Source organism: Pseudomonas sp. AL10 (assembly GCF_029960685.1).
Taxonomy (GTDB): Bacteria; Pseudomonadota; Gammaproteobacteria; order Pseudomonadales; family Pseudomonadaceae; genus Aquipseudomonas; species Aquipseudomonas lactis.
This window is the reverse complement of record NZ_JASBQZ010000001.1, coordinates 199,423-221,753: the sequence shown is the minus strand read 5'-3', so window position 1 is coordinate 221,753 and position 22,331 is coordinate 199,423. Positions and strand designations below refer to the sequence as shown.

General features: G+C 53.0%; 23 protein-coding genes and 1 pseudogene. 9 read left to right on the top strand and 15 right to left on the bottom strand.

Translation table 11 applies throughout. The features are described from left to right. Positions 1-177: 177 nt before the first annotated feature. Positions 178-423, bottom strand: a complete 246-nt coding sequence (locus tag QK296_RS01095) for a hypothetical protein (protein ID WP_282390505.1) — start codon at positions 421-423, stop codon at positions 178-180. A gap of 183 nt (positions 424-606) precedes the next feature. Between QK296_RS01095 and QK296_RS01090 the strand changes: the two genes are divergently transcribed. Together QK296_RS01090 and QK296_RS01085 are read left to right on the top strand one after the other, a co-directional pair. Next, positions 607-1,206 carry a hypothetical protein gene (locus tag QK296_RS01090; protein WP_282390504.1) on the top strand — a complete coding sequence of 200 codons (600 nt, stop codon included), beginning with the start codon at positions 607-609 and terminating at the stop codon, positions 1,204-1,206. A 430-nt stretch (positions 1,207-1,636) separates the two neighbouring features. After that, positions 1,637-2,074, top strand: coding sequence for a hypothetical protein (locus tag QK296_RS01085; protein ID WP_282390503.1), 438 nt, complete (start codon positions 1,637-1,639; stop codon positions 2,072-2,074). 260 nt (positions 2,075-2,334) lie between these two features. Here the strand turns inward: QK296_RS01085 and QK296_RS01080 are convergent, their stop codons facing one another. From QK296_RS01080 to QK296_RS01070, 3 genes are read right to left on the bottom strand one after another with little or no spacing between them, the layout of a single operon-like run. After that, positions 2,335-2,682 (bottom strand): hypothetical protein, encoded by a 348-nt coding sequence (locus tag QK296_RS01080; protein ID WP_282390502.1) that lies wholly within the window; start codon positions 2,680-2,682, stop codon positions 2,335-2,337. A 30-nt stretch (positions 2,683-2,712) separates the two neighbouring features. Further along, positions 2,713-3,162 carry a hypothetical protein gene (locus QK296_RS01075; RefSeq protein ID WP_282390501.1) on the bottom strand — a complete coding sequence of 150 codons (450 nt, stop codon included), beginning with the start codon at positions 3,160-3,162 and terminating at the stop codon, positions 2,713-2,715. A 13-nt stretch (positions 3,163-3,175) separates the two neighbouring features. Then, the gene (locus tag QK296_RS01070) at positions 3,176-4,312 is read right to left on the bottom strand and encodes a hypothetical protein (protein WP_282390500.1); all 1,137 of its coding nucleotides are present in this window, start codon (positions 4,310-4,312) and stop codon (positions 3,176-3,178) included. Positions 4,313-4,434: 122 nt separating this feature from the next. On the opposite strand from QK296_RS01070, the gene QK296_RS01065 reads away from it, so the two are divergent. The 3 genes from QK296_RS01065 (at position 4,435) to trfA (ending at position 7,592) form a co-directional block, all read left to right on the top strand. Then, positions 4,435-4,791 (top strand): hypothetical protein, encoded by a 357-nt coding sequence (locus QK296_RS01065; RefSeq protein ID WP_282390499.1) that lies wholly within the window; start codon positions 4,435-4,437, stop codon positions 4,789-4,791. After that, positions 4,784-6,415 (top strand): relaxase/mobilization nuclease domain-containing protein, encoded by a 1,632-nt coding sequence (locus QK296_RS01060; protein WP_282390498.1) that lies wholly within the window; start codon positions 4,784-4,786, stop codon positions 6,413-6,415. Before QK296_RS01065 ends, QK296_RS01060 begins: the two co-directional genes overlap by 8 nt. 325 nt (positions 6,416-6,740) lie before the next feature. Further along, positions 6,741-7,592, top strand: a complete 852-nt coding sequence (trfA, locus tag QK296_RS01055; RefSeq protein ID WP_192101479.1) for a plasmid replication initiator TrfA — start codon at positions 6,741-6,743, stop codon at positions 7,590-7,592. 637 nt (positions 7,593-8,229) lie between these two features. Here trfA and QK296_RS01050 read toward each other — a convergent pair. The 5 genes and pseudogenes from QK296_RS01050 to QK296_RS01030 all read right to left on the bottom strand — a co-directional run bounded on the left by QK296_RS01050 (position 8,230) and on the right by QK296_RS01030 (position 14,347). Continuing rightward, on the bottom strand, positions 8,230-9,291 hold the full coding sequence (locus QK296_RS01050; RefSeq protein ID WP_282390497.1) for a phosphoribosyltransferase: 1,062 nt from the start codon (positions 9,289-9,291) through the stop codon (positions 8,230-8,232). Positions 9,292-9,381: 90 nt separating this feature from the next. Continuing rightward, positions 9,382-10,506 carry a DNA-processing protein DprA gene (locus tag QK296_RS01045; RefSeq protein ID WP_282390496.1) on the bottom strand — a complete coding sequence of 375 codons (1,125 nt, stop codon included), beginning with the start codon at positions 10,504-10,506 and terminating at the stop codon, positions 9,382-9,384. Between the two features lie 526 nt (positions 10,507-11,032). After that, entirely contained in the window at positions 11,033-12,802 is a 1,770-nt protein-coding gene (locus QK296_RS01040; RefSeq protein WP_282390494.1) for a DUF262 domain-containing protein, read from the bottom strand. 478 nt (positions 12,803-13,280) lie between these two features. Then, a pseudogene (locus QK296_RS01035) lies at positions 13,281-13,928 on the bottom strand (magnesium chelatase domain-containing protein); the annotation flags it as partial. A gap of 155 nt (positions 13,929-14,083) precedes the next feature. Continuing rightward, positions 14,084-14,347 (bottom strand): accessory factor UbiK family protein, encoded by a 264-nt coding sequence (locus QK296_RS01030; RefSeq protein WP_003195432.1) that lies wholly within the window; start codon positions 14,345-14,347, stop codon positions 14,084-14,086. A gap of 423 nt (positions 14,348-14,770) precedes the next feature. On the opposite strand from QK296_RS01030, the gene glnK reads away from it, so the two are divergent. From glnK to sutA, 4 genes are all read left to right on the top strand, one after another. Further along, entirely contained in the window at positions 14,771-15,109 is a 339-nt protein-coding gene (gene glnK / locus QK296_RS01025) for a P-II family nitrogen regulator (protein ID WP_002555808.1), read from the top strand. A 34-nt stretch (positions 15,110-15,143) separates the two neighbouring features. After that, entirely contained in the window at positions 15,144-16,481 is a 1,338-nt protein-coding gene (locus QK296_RS01020; RefSeq protein ID WP_020302863.1) for an ammonium transporter, read from the top strand. A 209-nt stretch (positions 16,482-16,690) separates the two neighbouring features. Beyond that, the gene (locus QK296_RS01015) at positions 16,691-17,116 is read left to right on the top strand and encodes a secondary thiamine-phosphate synthase enzyme YjbQ (RefSeq protein ID WP_003195429.1); all 426 of its coding nucleotides are present in this window, start codon (positions 16,691-16,693) and stop codon (positions 17,114-17,116) included. A gap of 102 nt (positions 17,117-17,218) precedes the next feature. Then, a complete protein-coding gene (gene sutA, locus QK296_RS01010; protein WP_282390493.1) occupies positions 17,219-17,551 on the top strand; it encodes a transcriptional regulator SutA in 333 nt (110 codons plus the stop codon). A 131-nt stretch (positions 17,552-17,682) separates the two neighbouring features. On the opposite strand, the gene QK296_RS01005 is transcribed toward sutA, so the two are convergent. The 6 genes from QK296_RS01005 to QK296_RS00980 are packed head-to-tail and all read right to left on the bottom strand — an operon-like array spanning position 17,683 to position 22,270. Further along, complete coding sequence (locus QK296_RS01005; RefSeq protein WP_282390492.1) at positions 17,683-18,378, bottom strand: HAD-IA family hydrolase; 696 nt, start codon at positions 18,376-18,378, stop codon at positions 17,683-17,685. Further along, positions 18,375-19,274, bottom strand: a complete 900-nt coding sequence (gene xerC / locus QK296_RS01000) for a tyrosine recombinase XerC (RefSeq protein ID WP_003195423.1) — start codon at positions 19,272-19,274, stop codon at positions 18,375-18,377. Before xerC ends, QK296_RS01005 begins: the two co-directional genes overlap by 4 nt. Before the next feature lie 2 nt (positions 19,275-19,276). Beyond that, positions 19,277-19,993 (bottom strand): DUF484 family protein, encoded by a 717-nt coding sequence (locus QK296_RS00995; protein ID WP_003195421.1) that lies wholly within the window; start codon positions 19,991-19,993, stop codon positions 19,277-19,279. 13 nt (positions 19,994-20,006) lie between these two features. Then, positions 20,007-20,837, bottom strand: a complete 831-nt coding sequence (dapF, locus tag QK296_RS00990; RefSeq protein WP_094774729.1) for a diaminopimelate epimerase — start codon at positions 20,835-20,837, stop codon at positions 20,007-20,009. 3 nt (positions 20,838-20,840) lie between these two features. Further along, on the bottom strand, positions 20,841-22,088 hold the full coding sequence (gene lysA / locus QK296_RS00985) for a diaminopimelate decarboxylase (RefSeq protein WP_057710197.1): 1,248 nt from the start codon (positions 22,086-22,088) through the stop codon (positions 20,841-20,843). Between the two features lie 14 nt (positions 22,089-22,102). After that, positions 22,103-22,270 carry a lipoprotein gene (locus QK296_RS00980; RefSeq protein WP_212614852.1) on the bottom strand — a complete coding sequence of 56 codons (168 nt, stop codon included), beginning with the start codon at positions 22,268-22,270 and terminating at the stop codon, positions 22,103-22,105. Positions 22,271-22,331: the final 61 nt, after the last annotated feature.

Below are 22,331 nucleotides of genomic sequence, written 5' to 3'. Positions count from 1 at the left end.
GTACAGAATCGCTCAATGGCTGTCAGAGAGCGCCATAGGCGCTTCTCTTCTCTTCTGCTGCGCACTGGTAGCCAAATAGTGCCTATTCGGCCTTCTAGAGCCCAGCACGGGCCTTCCCGAACGGCCCGTAACTCTCTTAGCGCGTTGTTTTCGACAAGCGTGCTCAAGGTTTCCTGATCAATCGTCTTCTTCTTCGTCGTCATCATCTGGGTTAATCCAATCCTCATAGGCGATATCGAGCGATGTTCCGGCCTCGGGGCCAGTGTGTTTAGCGCTGTCGAGCTGGAGCTTCAGCCAGGTTTCCAACACGTCACGGGAAAAGGGGCAGGGAATATACTCCTCCAGGCCATCTGCAAGATACTCCAGGCGCTCTTGCGCGTTCATTTCTGCGTGACGCTTATACATAACAATTTCTGTGTGCATCGGGAGGCCTCCGGCCATTGGTGAGGACGCGCATCGTATACCAGAATTGCCGGTTCTGGTAGACCACTTACCCGTATTCTGGAGGCCGCTGTATTTTGAAAAAGGCTCTGGTACGGGGATGGCAAGGGAGACTGGCACTTTGCGATCCTTATCCCCCTTTTACGCTTGCAACAGGATGTTCTCGTGCCTCAATACTTCTATGCTGACTGTGCCATCACTGATATCGAGCCTATTGCAGGCTCAAAGGCAATCACGTCGGTTTCAGCAAAAATCGACGGTCGCCAAGTCAAGCGTATGGTCATCCCGGCAGAAATGCAGCTGTGCTTTGCTGGGTTGCGTGGAGATGTAAAAAACCGGGTGTGGTTCGCAGCACTGAATATTTTGGGCAAACGCATTTTGATGGTTCGGGGCGTCGAAAACGCAGCTGGTGAGTTATTTGTCCAAAATGAAACATTTGCATGGAAGTTTTACGACATCGTCATCCGGTCGGCCTTCGGTGGTTTTCTCGCCTGGTTTGCCGCAAACGTTATTGGACTCATTCCAGCGATGATCTATTCCCGTAATGCTGTTGCAGCGTTGTACGAGCCAACCCTTCAGATCGGCATCTGGTCTGGTCTGGCAATGTCTGCCTGGACGGCACTGTTCATCTACAACCTGTCTCAAATGAAAACCTGGCAGGCTGGTGATGTCAGTCGCTACAGCACTGAGGTCAAACCAGCCTTTGGATCTGGCCTAGCTGCGAAAATGTCACAGACGGCTGAGGTGGAGAAAGCCGCCAAATAAAGGTGCAATGGGTGGTTTAACATCCCTCCGGCAAAAGCCCGCTCCTGCGGGCTTTTGTGTCTTCGATTTCAGTAAAGCCTTCATGCAGACTCGACGCGATCACATAGCCGTCACCCTTGCTCTATGGTCGCCGCTGCATTGCAAATGGTCTCTTCCCTACGCATGGTCTCCCAACATAGCAAGGCAAGATCGCCTGCCGGCAGCGGGCGCCTACCAGCCAGCGGGCGTTGCCCACTGACCGATAGCCACCTTACGATTACCCAGATGCTCTAGATGGGTATACAGATTAATTATCATAAAATTACAATCGGTATGCCGAGTCGGCATACCGATTAATTAATTCTTCGTATATGGCCGCATACCCATATATGATCAATCGGTATGTGGTGATATCATGATCTTATGTAGACAACCATGGGAGACTGCCAGCATGCAGATTCGCGAGCTTAAAACGGTGTATCAACTGATACGCACGACCTACGACGAGACGAAGAAACGCGGTGTTGAAAAAATGCTTGGTAGCTTCCCTAGAGATGCGCTCGTCATGCCTGAGCAAGTTAAATCGGCACTCAACGAGAAGGAGTTCAAGCAGCTTGAGGACTGGTTTCAAGCTCGTGAAGACAAGAGGAAGAAAGAGGTAGAGGACATGAAGTGGAGCCGTAAGCTATACCAGCTTCGTTGTGCTGCGCTGGTGCTTTCCGAGTTCCGTGATGCGCTTAAAGATCAGGAAGTAGTGAAGGAATTTACTGCCACGCATGCCAACGAGCTCTGGGCTGAACTTGACGCTACACGTAGTGACTTACGCAAAGCCGGGTACGCCAAACCCAAGGCTGAATCGCGGTCAAACCGAGCGTGCACGAAGCTTTAGCTATTGTGCTCTAGAGATTTTTCGACCAGGTTGAATGATAAATTCAATATGATTGCTTGTGTGTTTTTGATGAGTCGTGCGTGACGCCGGTTATTTATATATCGGCACATACTCACTTTTAGTTCATCGGTGCCTAGGCAATAAAAACCCCAGCATGGCCGGGGCGGGCGAGTTCGCTGCTTCGCCGTTTCGGCGGCTAGCTGTCAGCGGCTCAAGCGCATCCGCTGTGCTGGTCACGCGTCACTGCGTCCATCCCTGACCTACCTCCAGCTTCTAGAACCATGGCAATTCGTGTAACAGTTGCCATAGCAGCTACTGAGATTCGGGTTGTAGATGTTCAAGGTCGTTGAGTCTGCACCTTCAAACGCCGCTACAAGCTTGCCCACGTCGATTTTCAGCGGTTTATCGTCGAGTTTCATTGCCGCCGCAAGGTCGTTGAGATTTGAATCGACCAAAAGCGAAAAGTCATGTTTTTCGAGCAAAGCCTTGGCGGAGTTCTTTGCCTCAAGCGATGCTTTCGAATAAATGACGTTAACACTCGCATTTGCATGCGCCATGGTCGCCGCAGCGGCTACAACAGCTGAAGTGATTGTTGCATGGAATTTCATTGGTTGGCTCCAAGTCGAGGGGAATAGGCGTTAGCGGACATAGCCGTCATCCGAGCGCTGCCGGGGCTTTTTGCTCGATTTAAGGGTCTGCCCGTCCCCGTCTCCATCATCCCCTGACCCACCTGTTAGGGCGTTTGTCGCGGACTGGATCAGGCTGACAAGAAGTCTTAACAGCGCTTCCAGCACGTTTAAATCAACCTTTCTCGCTTTGTTGTATTCGGGATCTTCATCACCGTTATCGAAGTCTTGAATCTTGCCGACACTTGCTCGACCTAATGCAGTCCATACCTGAGGGTGGACTTCTGTTTTTGAAATCAAAACATATTGCCCAGTGGGTTCCATAGACAAAGAATCATATTCGTTTGAAATTGCAGCATTAAGCCGTTCACTTTCGTTAAGCTCAAAGCTTTCGTGATACTTCTTGTATATTTCGTTAAATTGTTCTTTCTGCTTTTGAGTCAACCGTAAAAAGTCTGCCATATTAAACCTCTTATTATTGTTTTGGCTTACTGTCATTAAGTACATTGAGCAACGCACTATTCAATAGTGCTTCACTCCTCAGATTAGATTTGTATTGGTCTAATGCTAACGAAATCTCGACAGCCTTCATTTCAGCGCTTTGGCGCTGAGCTTCTGCTGGCGGCACATAACTGTCAGTACAACTATTTGTTATTGCACATATCCACTTTTTGCTACCGGAGTGCTTATCGTCGTACTGTTCATAAAGCTCCACCCGACCAGGTGCACGCACACCGTTAATCAGCGTGCCATGTTGAGCGACTTGGATTGCATCAAGACTGGCTCTATTCTGTTCGCGTGTATTTTCCCTTCTCAAATCTTGCACGAGAGCTCTGGCGTGCTCAGGCGAGCCGGGAATAAGCCCGGAGACTTGCGGTACTGCGATTTTTACATTAGCTGCAATGTCGTTTTGCAGTTGCAGTGCCCTGTATTCATCAGCTGTCAGCGCAGTTTGTGATAGCCACAACCTAGGGTCACTGCAGCTACCTTCGAGCTGGTCGCACTGATCCATGACTTCTGTTGCGGTTTTGTTGTTAGCGTTGTTAACGTCCTGTACGTCAGTTACTCGGGTAGTGTTCATGATTCCGCCGCCTGTAGCGACTGAATAATGCTTAGCGCGGTTTTTGGACAGCTGTTCTATTTGATTAAGTTCAGCGCATGCAGTTTCACCTAGGTCGCTTGATAGCGTAAGCGTGTCACAAGCACCCCGCGCAGGTTGAGAGCGTTCTAGCTGCTCAAGGTTCTGTCTTTCCTCTTCTCCCTTTTCTAAGCGAGCAGCCAAGTTAGCAAGGCCGTTATTGTTTGCTTCGGCTTCATATTCTGCGGCTATCCCACTGGCAACTAATTTTGCATTTTCTATGACGAATTGCTTACCGGCTTCGATTGTCCGTGTGAGGTTCTCAGAATATTTTTGCTTAAACGAGGCTTCATCACTTACTAAAACATCAGCGAAGGATGATGGAGAAAGTATCAGTAAAATCAAGGATGCAGTGATTTTTGGCGCTTTCATGATTGACCTTTCTTCTTGTTGTTTTTGTTCACTATATATGTGAGTGAGGGAAAATAACACTTGAAACTGTGCAATCTCATGGCGTGGAATAAGAGCGAACAAGGCTCCTCAAGAACATGTTTCACATGTTCTTGACCTTGCAAGGGCTTTGCCCTTGACCCAATGGGGTTCCCCCATGCCCCTAACAACAAGACCTAAAACAAGACCTAAAACAAGAGGCGAACATGAAACGAACTATTCACCTTCAGGCAAAACTCTCTGAAGCTCAGCACGCGAAGCTCAAGGCCAAGGCTGCAAAGGCCGGGATGGGCCTTGCAGAATTGGTAGTCGCGTTGATCGAAAGTCGGGAAGTTGTCGAAGCCAAGGCTGATGTACGACCAGTTATTCGCGAGTTGGTTAGCTGTTATGGTCGAATTAATTCAAACTTAAATATGTTGAGTAAGCATGCGAATACGTACAAGCACAACGCGCAGACGGCGCTAATGCTGCACGTGCTGAACGATATCCGGCAGGACGTATATCTCGTCACCCTGGAATCGGAAAAGCTCCAAAAACGACGTGGGAGGCCCTCTAATGATTAATGGACTATCGAAATGGACAACCAACGCTGGTAAGGCCATCGATTACTTTTTGGGGGAGACTTATTTCGACAAGGAAGCCGAAGAATGGAAGCCGCGAGACCCTGAACCGGTAATATTGGAGGGAGACCCGCAAGCGATAAAATTTATATGCGATAAGCTGGAATTTAAAAACAAGTACACCACCGGCGTACTAAGTTTCAGTCCGGAGGAAACGGTAAAGATTGCGGCTAATCCCGAAATTAAAGATCAAATATTACAAGATTTCAAAGATTTTGCTTTCGCTGGGGTGCCCGATGATGCAAGGCAATTTCTTGCAATTGAGCACACGCATACTGGGCGGCTTGAAATACACTACATGATGCCCCGTGTTCATTTGGAAAGTGGCAAGTACAGGAACCCCTTCCCGCCAAATTATGACGGTAAGCGTGGCAAGGGAAACAACGAAGCATTTATTAAAGAGAATGATGCTTATGTAGACCATGCCTGCCAAAAGTTTGGGCTAACTAATCCACGTGATCCAGGAATTATACGGGACTTAAAAGTAAACTCATTCGACAAGGAGTCAGCGACCAAAAAAGATGTTCACAACCTTGTGTGTGAACTGGTTGGCTCAGGGCATATAACTTGCCGAGAAGACATACAAAATCTGTTTGTTGAGCTGGGCGGTACAATAACAAGAAATGGTGACGATTATCTGTCAGTAAAGTTTGGCGATGATCAAAAAGCCATGAGATTTAAAGGGGATATATATGACAAGGCTAACTTCGGAGCAAAAGCTATTAGCGAAAGCGAAATTTATGGAGAAACAAGAACTCCACAAGGATCGATTGAGCAAAGATTCCAAGGCGTTATGGCAGATCGAGCTGCGGAAACGGAAAGACGCCATAACCCGCAAAGATCAAGAGATCAAGGATTTACAAACGGAGAACTGGAGATTGACGAGCAGGTTAATGAACTCGAATCAGAGTTTAGCGAGCTCATTGCAGCTTACGAAGAATTTGAAAATAGCACTATCGATCATCCTGACGTTAAGTCTGCTGCTGCTGACTTTGCTAGCAGTAATGGTAATCAAATAGCTGGGTATAGTGAAAGGTGTGGTAGCGCTAAAAGCGATATAACATCCGGTGTGGATGTTGGTGAAATATCAATATTACAGACAGACGATCCGGTGATCCGGTTTTTTCAAGATGAGTTTAAAAAGCAATTGCAGAAAGAAGTTAAGCGAGCAGCGGCAGCATCTAAGAAACTCTGGAATACGCCATTTGCTTCGCCAAAGTCGGACGAATTATTTGCAGAACGTGTTGGAATTATCTTCAAGACGGCATTCGGCGCCGCTACCGGTATTAACATAGATCGTCCTGGGCGTGCGTTTGATCGCAAAGCTCTAGCTGAAGCCACAGCAAAAGCATCAGGCATCGAAAAGGAGCACGCAGTGATGGTCGAGGAAGATCGTCAAGAGCACATCAATGCGGCAGTAGCTGAAGCGCAGGCTTCACGGATACACGAGCAAGAAGACGCTGACGAACGAGCGAGGAGGGAGCAAGAGCGCCGCATGCCTAGCTGGAAGCGCAACGGCCATGACCTTGATGATCAAAATAACGGCCCCAGGCCCGGTGGGCGCTAAAAAAACGATTAACTCAGAAGTGACGAAAATATTTTTCTTTCTAAAACCCCAGTAAATTCAACTAAAAAAGCAGGTCTGTTAAGTTGACCTTGAAATACCATTTGCGTCACTTCTGACTGAATCGTAATCTGTCAGCAGTGACCAATTATTGGATATTTTATGAAAGAGCCTGTTGTACACAAAACAAGATCTGGGGCTACCAGACAAGCTGAATACGCCGCCCGCATGCGTGCAGAAGGATATAGGCAAAGAACAATTTGGGTTACAGTAGTAGAGTCTCGCCAGGTTGACCAGGTATTGAAAGAACTCAGAAGCGGTGATGCTAATGAGTGATTCGTTTTATAATAGTGAAGACCAAAATCTTCGCAACTTACAAAGAGCGTTGACGTTTAATACGGGCGCCGGTAGCGATGGCATACTTGGAGACTGGCCGGAAGATACTCGCGGCGTGCCAAACTCGATTCTGCGTAGCGCGCTTTTCGGTGCGATTGGTAGGGGAAAACGCGCTTACAATTCTGGTTCGATAACCGCTGCCGGTGACGTATATATCAAACACACTGGGCCGCAGCTCGATCAAGCAGATTTGGATGTTTGGGAGCAGTGTTTACATATCTCACGTAATTCAAAGCTTGGCGATAGCGTTGAGTTTTCAGCTCACAGGTTTCTTAAAAGTATTGGTCGTCAGACTGGGAAGTCTCAGAGAGAGTGGCTTAAAGAGTCATTTTTGCGACTCATGACTTCCGTTGTTGAAGTCTCTGACGGTGATAGATCGTATGCGGGTCAACTTATACATCACCATATGCGTGATGATACTACAGGCCTACAAAGTATTACGATTAATAAAAAACTTGTGAAGTTATACTCAGCCGATGGTTGGACGATGCTTGACTGGAAAGGACGGTTAGCACTTAGGAATCACCCGCTTGCGCTGTGGCTTCATGGTTTTTATTCAACTCATGCCAAGCCGATGAGGTACAAAGTTGAAACCATCCATAAATTATGCGGTAGTCAGTCTAAAAATCTTATTGATTTTAGGAAAGATTTGAGAAAAGCGTTTGAAGTTATGAATAGCGAGATCCGCTGGGCAGGTGTTATTGGTGATACGGGACTCATCACAATGACGAAGCCACCATCACGGAGTCAGCAACGTCATCTAAGTCGTATGCTGAACAGCTAGCAACCGTAGAAACCGCATAGAACCTCTGTCAATCTCTTCGATACCCCCCTGTACCGGGGGGTTGTCATTACGGAGGCTCAATTTCCAAAAATCCCAGTGTTGAATGCGCATTGGACGGGGCATAGCACCCCTGCAAGGGGCATAGCACCCCTGAAATTTTGGGGGCATAGCACCCCTTTTTTGGGGCACGGAACCCCTGGTAATGGGGCATAGAACCCCTGGCGAGAGGGCATAGCACCCCTATCCGGTCGGCTCGTAATGCGTCTGGAACCCTTGAAATTACAGGCCAAGATACAGATTGGCGAAAAGCCAATAATCTATCTTTAATCGTGCAAATCAAAAGCGAATAAAAGCCTGTAATCGTAAAGCACAGCAAAATCTCAGTTAGGTCGCCGAGATAACTGCCGAACTGTGCGAGATCCTGCTTTTGTGTGTGCAGTCCAGAGCCTTGCCCCGGCCCCTGCGGGCCTAAGGCTTTGGCTCTTGTAATGTCGCTATTGTTTGAAGATCAAGGGCTAGGCAACCGCCTCCGGCGAATGCTCGCTGCGCTGCGCACGATCAACGGACGAGGCCACGGCAGAGCAGAAGCAGAGCCTCAATGCCTCTGGGGGGCGTTTATCGCGACTCCCAAGGCTAATCAGGGTATCAACGCTTGAAGCACCTGTTGTGCTGTACTGTCGGTTGCACCAGGGAAGCGGCCTAGATTTGCGCTGGTAAATCCGTCCGCAGCTATTGGACTAAACGGGTCACTGTTGATACTTATATCGTAATACGAAAGCTGGTTGCCGAATTTGCCAAGGGCAATCCCATGGACAGAGTTTGCGCCAGCCTTAAGCAGAAAAGCAGCTGCTACACCGAACGACACGCCGTATGTGGTGCAATCATCAATGACGATCACGTTGCGGCCACCTATCTTCCCTTTGTAGAAAGGATTCAGGTGAAGGGTCGTTATCTGTCCAGCGGGGTTCGTGCGGTCGCCACCACGATTGGCCGAGCGTTTCTCTGATGCTGTGTGGCGGATAAAAAGGGGTTCTCCCAGCTTCGCAAATCGAACCCTAGAAGTGGTTGTGCGTAACCGGTGCGTAAAGTCCGTTAATACCTCATCTGCGCTACAGGTATTCCCAGATGAAGGATATACGCCCCACAATAGTTCTGGCGTTTGATCGATGTTGTTAATCAGCATAGAACGGGCTGTGACTGCCAATAGCGCCGCGAGACTAGATCCTCCTTTCTTCACCGTCGAAGTCAGCTTCTGGGCAAAAACCTGCTGCGTTACCCCTTTATGAAGTGTCGACAAATCTACCAGCGCATGAATGGTGTAGGTGTTTGCCTTTCCTTCAAACCACCATTTTCCGTTCCAGCCGTTCGTCAAAACGGTCAGTTCTTCAAGCTCTTGTACCGAATTGATTTTTAGTCCAAGCCCCTTAATTTGTGGGTCAGTAGACCAACCAGCCGCCACAAGTACGGCTCTCCCATTTTTAGCCATCTGCAAGTCTTCTGCTTTGACGGCTAGTACCAAAATATCGTGCGTTTTTACATTGCAGTTTTTGGCGATGGTTTTGATTATCTCACCATTTTGGCGAGCATCCGTTGGGATAAATGTCACCTTAGATCCGACGAACTCCTGGTCGAACCATGCAGGTTTCTCATGATTAGATATCACACCAACCAGGTTGCCGTTAGAGGCAATGCGGATCATTGCTTGGACGATATCTTTCGCTGGTTGGCCATTCCGTATTATGGCTGCCGGGGAAGTAGTTAAAATTAGCATCCTTTCTACGCTTCCTGATTAAATTAGGGGGAGTTGGCTTGGTTCGTTTGGGCTGTCGGGATCGTCCTCTGGCTCCTGCGTGGGTGGAGTCCTTTGCTCCGGCTGAGGCGGCTTCTTCGGCGCTGCCGGCAGCGTCAAATCCTGATCTGGGGGCGACTCTAAAGTGTTCTTCTCTGTCTCTGTGTCAGAGATGTGTTCCGTCTGACTATCAGCTGAGCTACCGGCGATGCCCAGCAACACTGATTTCAGAAATAGAATCAGGCTTTCTGTTTTTGTAGGTACTTCGTACCATGAGGCACCATATTCGGCGGCTGAAAATGGTATCTCCGGGCGAGAACTTTGAGTCCCTGGAAGAAACACATTTATTATCCGTTTCTGATACTTACTTGCATATTTAACTGTGTGGGCCGTGCCGCTTTTTATGCTCCACTCAGCGGGAATTAGGACGTCACACAGAGCCGCTTGTATTCTGTTACGGCGGACGAAATTCTCAGCGCTGTAGGATTGATTCGGCAGGTATTCGGAAACGATACTCCCACCGGCTTTCAGAATCTCCTCCCGTAGCTCATTGGAGCCCTTCGGATAGTTTTGAAGAATTCCTGTTCCGAGAACTGCTACGGTGGGTAGGGAATACCGGATAGACGAAATGTGCGCTGTTTGGTCGATCCCTAACGCCAGGCCACTTACGGTAACGCAACCTATCCCGGCCAATACGCCTAGCACGTACTTGGTCAGAAACAGGCCATCGTCAGACGGCTTTCTTGTTCCCACGACCGCCACTGACGGTTTGCCGAGATTTTCGGGTAGGCCCTGGATAAAAATCCATTCTGGAGCGTCAGGGATGGCTCTTAACTTCTCGGGAAACTCTGCTTCGCCTTTGAATACCAGCCTAATGCCTAGGCCCGTAAGAGTTCGCGCTAGCGCAATCCCCTCCGCCCACAGCGATTCCTGGCCAGACTCTCCGTCATAACCCGCAGCAGCAAGGGGCTTCTCCACTCCTACTGCCCCTGGCGTCCTCAGCGTTTCTTTGAAACCGTAGTTCGCTTGCGCAATTTTATGAAGCGACCAAAAGCCGATGCCATTTACTGTCGTGAGCGCGAGGAATGCTACACGCTCGTTTCTCCAAAATGCCTTGTCTTCCATACCTTGCCTTCGGCTTCCCTTGTTGGCCTGATCTGCCCGCAGGCAAATTGCTGTGGGTGTGTATACCATGAAGAAGAACCGCTTCCTTCCGACTGGCCATCAGCTCAGGTGAATGCTGGCATCTGATCATTCTACCTAGTCAGGCCGAGCCCCTACCAGCGTCATCCAGACCTATTTGATCAACCCACCAGGAAGGCAACGTTGTAAGCGGGCAACGATGGGCGGCTACCGTGTCGACGAGGACACGCTGGGTACTCAACTCGCTTACCCGAACGCCCGCGAGCATGCCTTTTCCGCACGCGGCTACTTGAAAAGTGAGCCTTGCCCCACTGCTGAATGTTCGGGTTTCAATCCCCGACGTGTACTCATTTGCAATGGACAGGCGAAGCTGACTGAGGCGCTTTCACATAGCGCCCATATAGCGGAAAAAGCCATGAGACCCATGTGGTAAATAAAAGCACTTGAGTGGGGCGCCCACGAGTGGGTGCGCCCGCCCAAGTCCTAACCTGGTTAGTTGATGTTAAGGTCAAAATCTTTTAAATAAATCATTCATAGCTGCACCAGGTTTTATTTCAGCGTTATGTGATAAATGACGTTCGAAATACTTATTGTCATATGCCTCTGGCGACACACCTCGCTCAGCTCTGAATATTAGAATCTCTTTTTCTTTATAGGTGAAGTTAGAGAGTTTATTTAATATTCTAAACTTGAAGGCTTCTGATATAAGCTTGCTTTTCCCTATGTAGTCCTTAATTATTTTTAAGTATGAGTCAATTCCATCATGCAAGTAATCAGCCTCGCAATCAATCCCTACAATAAACTTGCTGGAGTATTTGATAAAGCTTCTATTGAACTTTGACTCGTGCTCTTTCGCATCTGATTCGCTCTCCGCCACGCCGACAATTACAGTGCACTCGCCAGTGATGCTGTTTGTCATTGCCACTAAAGTCTTTAGTATTTTATCTATAAGATCAAAGTTTAATTCTTTTTTGCTATTTGACAGAGTCATTAAGCCCATCTTGAAGTCATAAGATTGCTGCTCTGTCTTTGATTCATTAATTATATTTTCAATGTTCCTGATCCAGTTTCCAGGTTCAAATTTATTGTCCTTGGACTTTACGAAATGCTTCCGTATTATGCCTTTCGTAGCCTCAATCAGGCTTGTTCTTTCTTCGTTATGCCACTTTCTGCCATTAGTCATGATTGAACTATAATGCTTGTCATATATACCCCTAAGAGATTCATGCAAATCTTTATAGTTGTTTACAGCCATAGCTTCATTTATGATAAGCTCATACATGGATAAAAATATAACTTGAAAGCATGTAGAGGATTTCTGCTTTTGTTTTGTAAATATAGTGTTGGAAAAACTACCTCTATCGTCTTTAAATACTTTATTTAGCTCGTCGAATATAAAATTAAAAGACTTTATAATGTAATCTTCTTTGTACTTTTCTAAGGTGCTAGCTAGCTGTTGATGTTCTTTTGTGGACGAGTCATATACTTTATTTAGATAGTCAGATGTTGTATGGCATTCCTTTGGCACCGAAACGTAGCTGAGCAAGTGAGTAATCAGCTCTTCATCCCTGGACTCCCGAATATCTTCCTTTCTTATTATCTCGCTCTTAACCCAAAAAATATCTTTAATGTTTATCCCGTAGTTTAACTTGTCATCTCCAATGCTGATATTTTTCATGTTTCGCAATGTGACAATATCAGTTCTTGATGAGTCCTTTCTTACATAGTTAGATATCTTATTAATAGTTTCAGGGATAATCCCTAGTGATCCAGCCTGTCTTACGTCTTGCATTGACAGCCTTCTTCCGCCAGTATTTATCCTTCTGAATGTTTCATCAATAAAATCTGGCGTGTTTATGTGCGTGGTCAAGAATGGTATCTGGTAATTCAATATGGTTGAACAAACTTTGGAATCAAGCATTGGCTGTCTTTGCTTTAGTTTCCCTTCGTCCTTCAAACTTTTGGTCAGAGATGTTGTCTCTAAATCGAAAAACTTCCCACCCAGAGAGAAGTCACATTCGATAAAAGATGTTATTGCATTTAGCCTTTGTAACCCGTCCAATATTTCCAATGCGCCGATATCAACCCCGACGCCTTCCTGCTTTGAGGTCAGGATCATAGGGATGGGGTACCCCTTAGCCAATGAGTCGATGAACTTCTCCTTTTCCTCAATATCCCATACTAGCTTTCGCTGATATCTACGATTTACAACTAATTTGTTCTCGAGATATAACTCAAAAACACGCTGCACAAGCTGAGGGGTGATTGCTGAACTCATTTGACACTTATCCTTTTAATTTTGCATCCGTTATATAAAAATATGCAGAGTGTCCGACTATATGATATTTGCTAAAAGCCACTTGAAGTATCTAAATAGCAGCACCACTAGGCTCCTTAACTCATTGTCTAATACCTAATAAATTACCTTAGGATTTTCGATTTATAGCGCTGCTTACCGGCGGGCCAGAGCAGACATGGCATTCTGCCATGCTGCCCAGGAAAAATATTAAGAAATTACGTGCATGCTTGATCGTCTGCTTGATCTGATCTCCGATGGAGATGCTGCATAAATAGCCAACCGCTCGCAGCCTTGGCACATCTGGTTGGTAAGGGGACTTGCCAGAGGCAATAGGATAGCCAGAAGTCAAAATCCCATGAGGTACAGAATAGCCCTCCCTCCCTCCCTTCTTTTTCACCAACGTCTGGAAGGGGAGGGGGGACTTTGGCGACTCATTCCTAGGTGTATTGTTTTACAACATAAGCAGGTTATGCGCGCCCGCCGCCGCGATCAGCAATGCTCGCTTGGCCGCGAGTTGGCCCTGTACTTCACTTAGGTCCGGGTAAGGCTTGTTCAGGTACAGCAAGCCGTCGGACCTGTAGGGCTCGATCGGTACGTGCCCATTCAGGTGCGCCACTACTTGCAGCAAGTGGTCCACCGCAATCACCTTCAGCCCCGACGCCAGGCAGGCCTCCTCGGCGTTGGCGCGTGGCACTATCACGGTGCGCCCGGCCTTGCGCGCTGCCAGCGCGGCCGGCAATACCCCCTTCACCGCGCGCACCTCGCCGGACAGCGCCAATTCCCCTAGGCATTCCACGTCATCGAGCATCAACGCCGGCACTTGCACACTGGCCGCCAGGATGCCCAGGGCAATCGCCAGATCAAAACGCCCGCCGTCCTTGGGCAGGTCGGCGGGCGCGAGGTTGAGCGTGATGCGCCGGGCCGGATATTGCAGCGCCGAGTTGAGGATGGCACTGCGCACGCGGTCCTTGCTTTCCTTCACTGCGGTTTCGGGCAAACCCACCAAGGTGAGAGACGGCAGGCCATTGGCCATATGCACTTCGACAGTGACGGCTGGGGCTTCCACACCGACCTGGGCGCGGCTGTGGACAATGGCGAGGGACATGCTCGTTCCTTGAATGGGAGGGCCGCTTCCTGCGGTTTTTTCAAGGGTAGACGAGGTGGGATGGAGCGGGGCGGGGGAGGTTTTACAGAACGTATCCGGGCGGCAACGCAAAACAAGTGTGGGAGCAGGCAAGCCAGCTCCCACAACAATCGCGTTCACTCAGCAGAAGGTGGCGTCAACCGGGCTTCAAGTTCAGCCACCTTCGCCTCCAGGCTCTCCAGCCGCGCACGGGTGCGGGCCAGCACCACCATCTGGCTGTCAAACTCTTCCCGGCTGACCAGGTCGAGCTTGCTGAAACCACTCTGTAGCAAAGCCTTGAACTGGCTTTCGATTTCATTGCGGGGCAGCGGGGTGTCACCGCTGAACAGGCGAGAGGCGTGGCCGCTCAGGGCGTCGAGGAAGTCTTTGGGCGCGAGCATTGGACATATTCCGGAAAACAGTTGGCCGGCAGTGTATCACGCAGCGTCTATAGTCATTTTTACGCCCTGCTGCGCACGGTTTTCGCGCATTGGGGCGGGCGGCCACGCACTGTTTTGATGCGCATTGCGGCCGCGCAGGCGCCCCGTAGGTGGGCACAAGCGGGCAATGGATTGATTTCAGTGGTTTTTACGGAGCTGGCAAGGTTTCTGCTTAGACGATCATGACCCATGCACTGATGCAGTCGCTGTGACGAATGCAGTGCGCCGACGGATCCGGGGTACAGGGCTCGTCACCAGTGGTTCGCTGGCGTCGCGACGGCAAATGCCGAGGCGACGATGCGTTACAAAGCCAGGCACTGCGCTTAGACTTGAGACGGGTTTGTTTTCCTGGGGCAAGTCCACCAAATTCGGGAGAGAGTTTTCATGAAGCTAGTCACTGCCATCATCAAGCCGTTCAAGTTGGACGATGTTCGCGAGTCACTGTCCGAGATCGGCGTGCAGGGCATTACCGTTACTGAGGTCAAGGGCTTCGGTCGGCAGAAGGGTCATACCGAGCTGTATCGCGGCGCGGAATACGTGGTCGATTTCCTGCCGAAGGTGAAGATCGATGTCGCCATTGACGACAAGGATCTTGATCGGGTTATCGAGGCGATAACCAAGGCGGCCAACACCGGCAAGATCGGTGACGGCAAGATCTTCGTGGTCAATCTGGAACAGGCTATTCGCATCCGTACCGGCGAAACCGATACCGACGCAATCTAAGCCGCCAAACCCCAACGCCCCAGGAGAAAACAATATGACTCTGCGTAAATTCGCAGGGCTCGGAGCCCTGCTGTCCATCGTAATGCCAAGCCTGGCCATGGCGGCAGATGAAGTGGCTGCTCCAGTCCTCAATTCCGGCGACACCGCCTGGATGCTCACTGCCACCGCGCTGGTGCTGTTCATGACCATCCCTGGCCTGGCGCTGTTCTACGGCGGCATGGTCCGCTCCAAGAACATTCTGTCGGTGATGATGCAGTGCTTCGCCATCACTGGCCTGATCAGCATCCTCTGGGTCGTCTACGGCTACAGCATCGCGTTCGATACCACCGGTATGGAACAGGGCGTGGTCAACTTCAATTCCTTCTTTGGCGGCATGGGCAAGGCGTTCCTGGCAGGTGTCACCCCGGCCAGCATCACCGGGCCGGCGGCGCTGTTTCCGGAAGCCGTGTTCATCACCTTCCAGATGACCTTTGCCATCATTACCCCGGCGCTGATCGTTGGTGCTTTCGCTGAGCGTATGAAGTTCTCCGCGATGCTGATCTTCATGGCTATCTGGTTCACCCTGGTCTATGCGCCGATTGCGCACATGGTCTGGAGCGGCAACGGCGGCCTGATGTGGGACTGGGGCGTGCTGGACTTCGCTGGCGGCACCGTCGTGCACATCAATGCGGGTGTGGCTGGCCTGGTGGCGTGCATCGTGCTCGGCAAGCGTAAAGGCTTCCCGACCACCCCGATGGCCCCGCATAACCTGGGCTATACCCTGGTGGGTGCGGCCATGCTGTGGATCGGCTGGTTCGGCTTCAACGCCGGTTCCGCTGCGGCGGCCAACGGCACCGCCGGCATGGCGATGCTGGTGACTCAGATCGCCACCGCCGCCGCGGCCTTGGGCTGGATGTTTGCCGAGTGGATCACCCACGGCAAGCCAAGCGCGCTGGGTATCGCCTCGGGCGTGGTCGCCGGCCTCGTCGCCGTGACGCCAGCAGCGGGCACCGTGGGCCCGATGGGCGCTCTGGTGATTGGCCTGGTCGCTGGTGTGGTGTGCTTCTTCTGCGCGACCAGCCTCAAGCGCAAGCTGGGTTATGACGACTCCCTGGACGCTTTCGGCGTGCACGGTATCGGCGGTATCGTCGGTGCGATCCTCACAGGTGTGTTCGCAGCCCCTGCACTGGGCGGCTTCGGCACCGTGACCGACATCGCAGCCCAAGTATGGATCCAGTGCAAAGGGGTGGGCTTCACCGTGATCTACACGGCGATCGTGACCTACGTCATCCTCAAGGTGCTCGACATGGTCATGGGCCTGCGTGTCACCGAGGAAGAAGAGGCGGTTGGCCTCGACCTGGCGCAACACAACGAGCGCGGCTACAACTTGTAACCAGGCGAAAAAAACATGCCCGGCTTGCCGGGCATTTTTTTGCCTGGCGTTTGTCTGTGGCTAAAGGTGCATGGGTTTTTTATCGACTTTGTGATGGGATCCACACAGCACTTCTAAGGGTGCAAATGTCTTACAGGCATGAAGGCGTATTCGGCCCTTTGTTTTTTCTCAGAGCGCGCTAGAATGCGCGCCGATGGGCGGAGAACTGTATGTGGCAACAGACCCTGATTACCCTGCGGGCCAAGCCCCGGGGCTTTCACTTGGTAACGGACGAGTTGCTTGCCGGCTTGCCTGAATTGAAGGCGTGCCGTGTGGGCCTGTTGCATCTGTGGCTGCAGCACACCTCGGCCTCGTTGACCGTCAACGAGAATGCCGACCCGGCGGTTCGCCGTGACTTCGAGCGTTTTTTCAACCTGCTGGTGCCACAAGGTCGCGCAGGGTTTGAACATAACGACGAAGGTCCGGATGATCTGCCGGCGCACTTCAAGGCCAGTCTGCTGGGCTGCCAGCTGAGTTTGCCGGTCAAGGCCGGCCGCTTGGCGATAGGGACCTGGCAAGGTGTTTATCTGGGCGAGCACCGTGATCATGGCGGTGCTCGTAAAGTCCTCGCCACCTTGCACGGTGAAGGGGCATAAGCCACTGGCTATTCAGTGGATGTTGATTTTTTTCCAGTGACCTCGACAGAGGGTGAAGCTGGGCTATAACTAATCTGCTTTTCGCAAGTCATGAGGTAGAACATGAGCGACGATGATCTGGAACAAGACGACCTCGAAGTAGGTGATGAAGACGACACCGAAGAAGGTCTTGAAGTAGCGGCCGAAGACGTTGCTGGCGACGCCGATGACAGTGTGGGCGATGACGCGGCTCCCAAAGCCAAAGGCAAAGCCAAGGCGGCTGTTTCGGTAGACGAGTTGCCGAGCGTTGAAGCCAAGAACAAAGAGCGCGATGCCCTGGCCCGTGCGATGGAAGAGTTCCTCGCTAAAGGCGGCAAAGTGCAGGAAGTCGAGGCCAACGTGGTGGCTGATCCACCGAAGAAGCCGGATAACAAGTACGGCAGCCGACCTATCTGAGGTCTGCCTCCTGCTTGTGAGAAAAAGCCCGCCGTCGCTGCGGGCTTTTTCATGTCTGGAATTAAATCTCTCAGGTCACCATAAATCAAATGTGGGAGCAGGCAAGCCAGCTCCCACATTGGGGGGCCGTGTTAACTCCAGCGACTCAGCAAGGTCGGTAACTCCGTCAGGCTGCGAATCTGCGCATCCGGGTGCTTGTCACCCTCCCAGGCCTTGCCCGTGGGGTTGAACCACACCGCCCGCAGCCCCGCCTGCTGCGCGCCGGCAATGTCATCCCCAGGATGATCGCCCACATGCACAGCCGCGCTGGCGTCCACACCGCCACGTTGCAGCGCCTCCTGAAACAGCCGTGCATCCGGCTTGGCGATGCCGATATCTTCAGCGCGCAGGGCAAAGTGAAAGTAGTCCGCCAGGCCCACACGCTGCACATCGGCATTGCCATTGGTGATCACGCCGAGCAGGAAGTGCTGGCGCAGCGCCTTGAGCATCGGCTCGGCTTCCGGAAACACGCTGAGTTGGTGGCGTGCATGGATGAACGCTTCGAAGCAGACATCCGCCATCTCTGTGGCCTCAGGTTGGGGATAACCGGCCTCCTCGAACGCATGCATCAACACGCGATGACGCAGCAGGCTGATACGGTGCTTGAGTTCGGGATGACGCTGCAGCATCTGCTGGCGCAGGCTGGCAAAATGCTCAAGGGGCAGCTCGCCAACCTTGGATGCGTGAACTGCCAGCCATTCGCGCATCGACGCTTCGGCGCTGATGATGACGGGTACGTTGTCCCAGAGGGTGTCGTCCAGGTCGAAGGTGATCAGCTTGATACTCATGAGTCGCCGCCCTTGATGCGTTTGGCCCGTGGATGGGCGCTGTCGTACACCGTTGCCAGGTGCTGGAAGTCGAGGTGGGTGTAGATCTGCGTGGTCTTGATATCCGAGTGCCCGAGCAGTTCCTGCACGGCGCGCAAGTCCTGGGAGGATTCGAGCAGATGGCTGGCAAAGGAGTGACGCAACATGTGCGGGTGCAGATTCTGCCCCAGCTCCCGCTCGCCAGCGGCCTTAACCCGCAGCTGAATCGCCCGTGGCCCCAGGCGCCGGCCTTGCTGGCTGACAAACACGGCATCGTCTGCCGGGTTGGTCAGCAGTCGTAGCGGCAGCCATAGCTGCAAGGCTTCGCGGGCTTTCCTGCCCACGGGCAGTACGCGGGTCTTGCTGCCTTTGCCGAGCACTTGCACCAAGCCATCGGCGAGGTCCAGTTGATCGAGGTTCAGGCCCGTCAGCTCCGACAGGCGCAGGCCCGAGGAATAGAACAGCTCAAGGATGGCTTGGTCGCGATGGGCCAGGAAGTCATCCTCGACGGCACCGTCGAGCAGTTGCAGGGCGCGGTCGGTATCCAGGGTCTTGGGCAGACGCCGTTCGCCTTTGGGCGGTGACAGGCCATTGGCCGGGTCGTGGTCGCACAGGCCTTCGCGATTGAGGTAGTGATAGAGGCCGCGCACCGCCGACAGCAGACGAGACAGGCTGCGTGAGGATTGGCCCTGCAGATGCAACCGAGCGATCAGGCTGCGCAGGGCCTGGATATCCAGGGCCTTCCAACTGCTGACGTGCTGTTTTTCGCAATAGGCCAGGACCTTGTTCAAGTCCCGCCGATAGGCTTCCAGCGTATGGGGCGACACCTGGCGCTCATTGCGCAGGTGAGCGCAGTAAGCGTCCAGTTGCCGCTCCATGATCAGCGCACCGCGCGCAGGCTGGTGGTGTGGCGCGGCAGGACGCGGCCCAGCACTTCGGCGATATAGGTCAGGAACAGCGTGCCCACCGAGCTTTTGTAGTGCGCCGGGTCGCGGCTGGCGATGGCCAGTACGCCGTGCAAGCCTTGATGGCTGAGGGCGATGACGGCCGTAGAACCGATCTGCTTGCGCTGTTCGGCGCCAAACAGGAAGTCCAGTTCATGCTCGCGCAAGGTGCCGCTGACGGTCTTGCCTTCGGACAACAGGCCGCCGATGGCCGTCTGCGCCTCGCCACCTGTGACCCAGCGACCCACCGGCATTGGGTTGTCGCTGAACAGGATCAGGCTGACGAAGGGCACCTGGAAATCCTCACGCAGGCTGTCTTCCACGGCGATCACCGTTTCTTCCAGGCTGGTGGCATCCATCAGGGTCAGAATCAGGCGGCGCGTCTTGTCGAACAAGCGGTCGTTGTCGCGGGCCACGTCCATCAGATGAGAGAGCCGGTGGCGCATTTCAATATTGCGCTCGCGCAGGATCTTCATCTGCCGCTCCACCAGCGATACGGTATCGCCGCGCTGGTGAGGGATGCGCAGGGCCGGCAGCAGCTCTTCGTGTTCGACGAAGAAGTCCGGGTTAGCCTCAAGGTACGCCGCGACAGCAGCGGCCTCCAGGCTTTCACTCGGGGTTGCGTGTGCGGGTACTTGAGGCTTATCGGTCATTAGCTTGGCTCACTCATAGACGGACCTGTCCTTCGTATACACGCGTGGCCGGCCCGGTCATCATCACCGGGTGGCCAGGGCCTGCCCATTCGATGGACAAACGTCCACCGGGCAGGTCGATCAACAGCGGCGAATCCATCCACCCCTGGCTGATCGCGGCCACGGCAGCGGCGCAAGCACCGGTGCCGCAAGCCTGGGTTTCGCCGACGCCGCGTTCCCATACGCGCAATTGCGCACGGTTACGGTCGATTACCTGCAAAAAGCCCACATTGGCCCGTGCCGGAAAGCGCGGGTGATGTTCGATCTTCGGCCCCAGTTCGTGCACGGGGGCGTTATTGATGTCGGTGACCCGCAGCACTGCATGGGGGTTGCCCATGGACACGGCGGCGATCTGCACGGTTTTGCCATCCACCTCCAACGCGTAACTGAGAGCCTGCTCGGTGGCCTGGAACGGAATATCCGCCGGCACCAGGCGCGGCGCGCCCATGTTGACGCTGATCTGGCCATCGTTGCGGATGTCCAGTTCGATCACGCCACCTTTGGTTTCGACGCGAATCTGGCGTTTGGCAGTCAGACGCTTGTCGAGCACAAAGCGCGCAAAGCAGCGCGCGCCGTTGCCGCACTGTTCCACTTCGGAGCCGTCGGAGTTAAAGATCCGGTAGCGGAAATCCACCTCCGGGTTGCTCGGCGCCTCGACCAGCAGCAACTGGTCGAAACCGATCCCGGTGTGGCGATCGCCCCACTGTTTGGCGTGCTTGGGCAGGATGTGCGCGTGCTGGCTGACCAGGTCGAGGACCATGAAATCATTACCCAGCCCGTGCATCTTGGTAAAACGCAGCAGCATGGCTTACTCCGGCAGCAGGCTTTCGCCAGCATACAACTCGGCTACCGTCTCGCGGCGACGCACTTCAAATGCTTGATCACCGTCCACCAGCACCTCGGCGGTACGCCCGCGGGTGTTGTAGTTGGAACTCATGACAAACCCGTAGGCACCGGCCGAATGCACGGCCAGCAGATCACCTTCCTCAAGCGCCAACTCACGATCCTTGGCCAGGAAGTCGCCGGTCTCGCAGATCGGCCCGACGATGTCATAGGCGCGGGCTTCGCTTGCGCGCGGCGTCACGGCGGTGACATCCATCCAGGCCTGGTACAGCGCCGGGCGGATCAGGTCGTTCATCGCCGCATCGACGATGGCGAAATCCTTGTGTTCGGTGTGCTTGAGGTACTCGACCTGGGTCAGCAACACGCCAGCGTTGGCAACGATGTAGCGGCCTGGCTCGAACATCAGCGTCAGGTCGCGGCCTTCGATGCGCTCGCGCACGGCCTGGATATAGTCGGCGATCAGCGGCGGCTCTTCATCGCGATAACGCACACCCACGCCACCACCGAGGTCGATGTGGTGCAGGTAGATGCCACACTCGCCCAGGCGGTCGATCAACCCCAGCAGGCGGTCGAGGGCATCCAGGAACGGTGGCAGGGTGGTCAGTTGCGAGCCGATATGGCAGTCGACACCCAGCACTTCCAGGTTCGGCAGTTGGGCGGCGCGGATGTACACGTCTTCGGCGTCGGCGATGGCAATGCCGAACTTGTTCTCTTTGAGACCGGTGGAGATGTACGGGTGGGTGCCGGCGTCGACGTCCGGGTTGACGCGCAGGGAGATCGGCGCACGCACGCCCATCTCGGCAGCGACCACTTGCAGGCGCTCCAGCTCATCGGTGGATTCGACATTGAAGCAGTGCACGCCGACTTCCAGGGCGCGGCGCATGTCGTCGCGGCTCTTGCCGACGCCGGAGAAGACGATTTTGTCCGCCTGGCCGCCGGCGGCCAGTACGCGTTCCAGCTCGCCACGGGACACGATGTCAAAACCAGCGCCAAGACGCGCCAGGACATTGAGTACACCCAGGTTGGAGTTGGCCTTGACTGCGTAGCACACCAGGTGCGGCACGCCGTCGAGCGCGTCGGTGAACGAGCGGTATTGGGCTTGGATATGCGCACGCGAGTACACATAGGTCGGGGTGCCGAAGCGCTGGGCAATCGCGGACAAGGCCACGCCTTCCGCGAACAGCTCGCCGTCCCGGTAGTTAAAAGCGTCCATAAGTTTCCCTTGGCTTAGTAGGTGTCGTGCTTATGGGCTTTTGACGTCTTTTGCGACGATTGCGCCTGTTCGTTTGGATCTTTGCTGTCATCGGGCAGGTACAACGGGCCTTTCTGGCCACAGGCACTAACGAGGCAAGCGACCGCGACGAGCGCAGCAAGGGAAGAGATCAGGCGCTTCATGGCGAAATCCTTGAATATGCATTAATTGCGCCCGAGTATACCGACCACCCGCCAGCTTGCC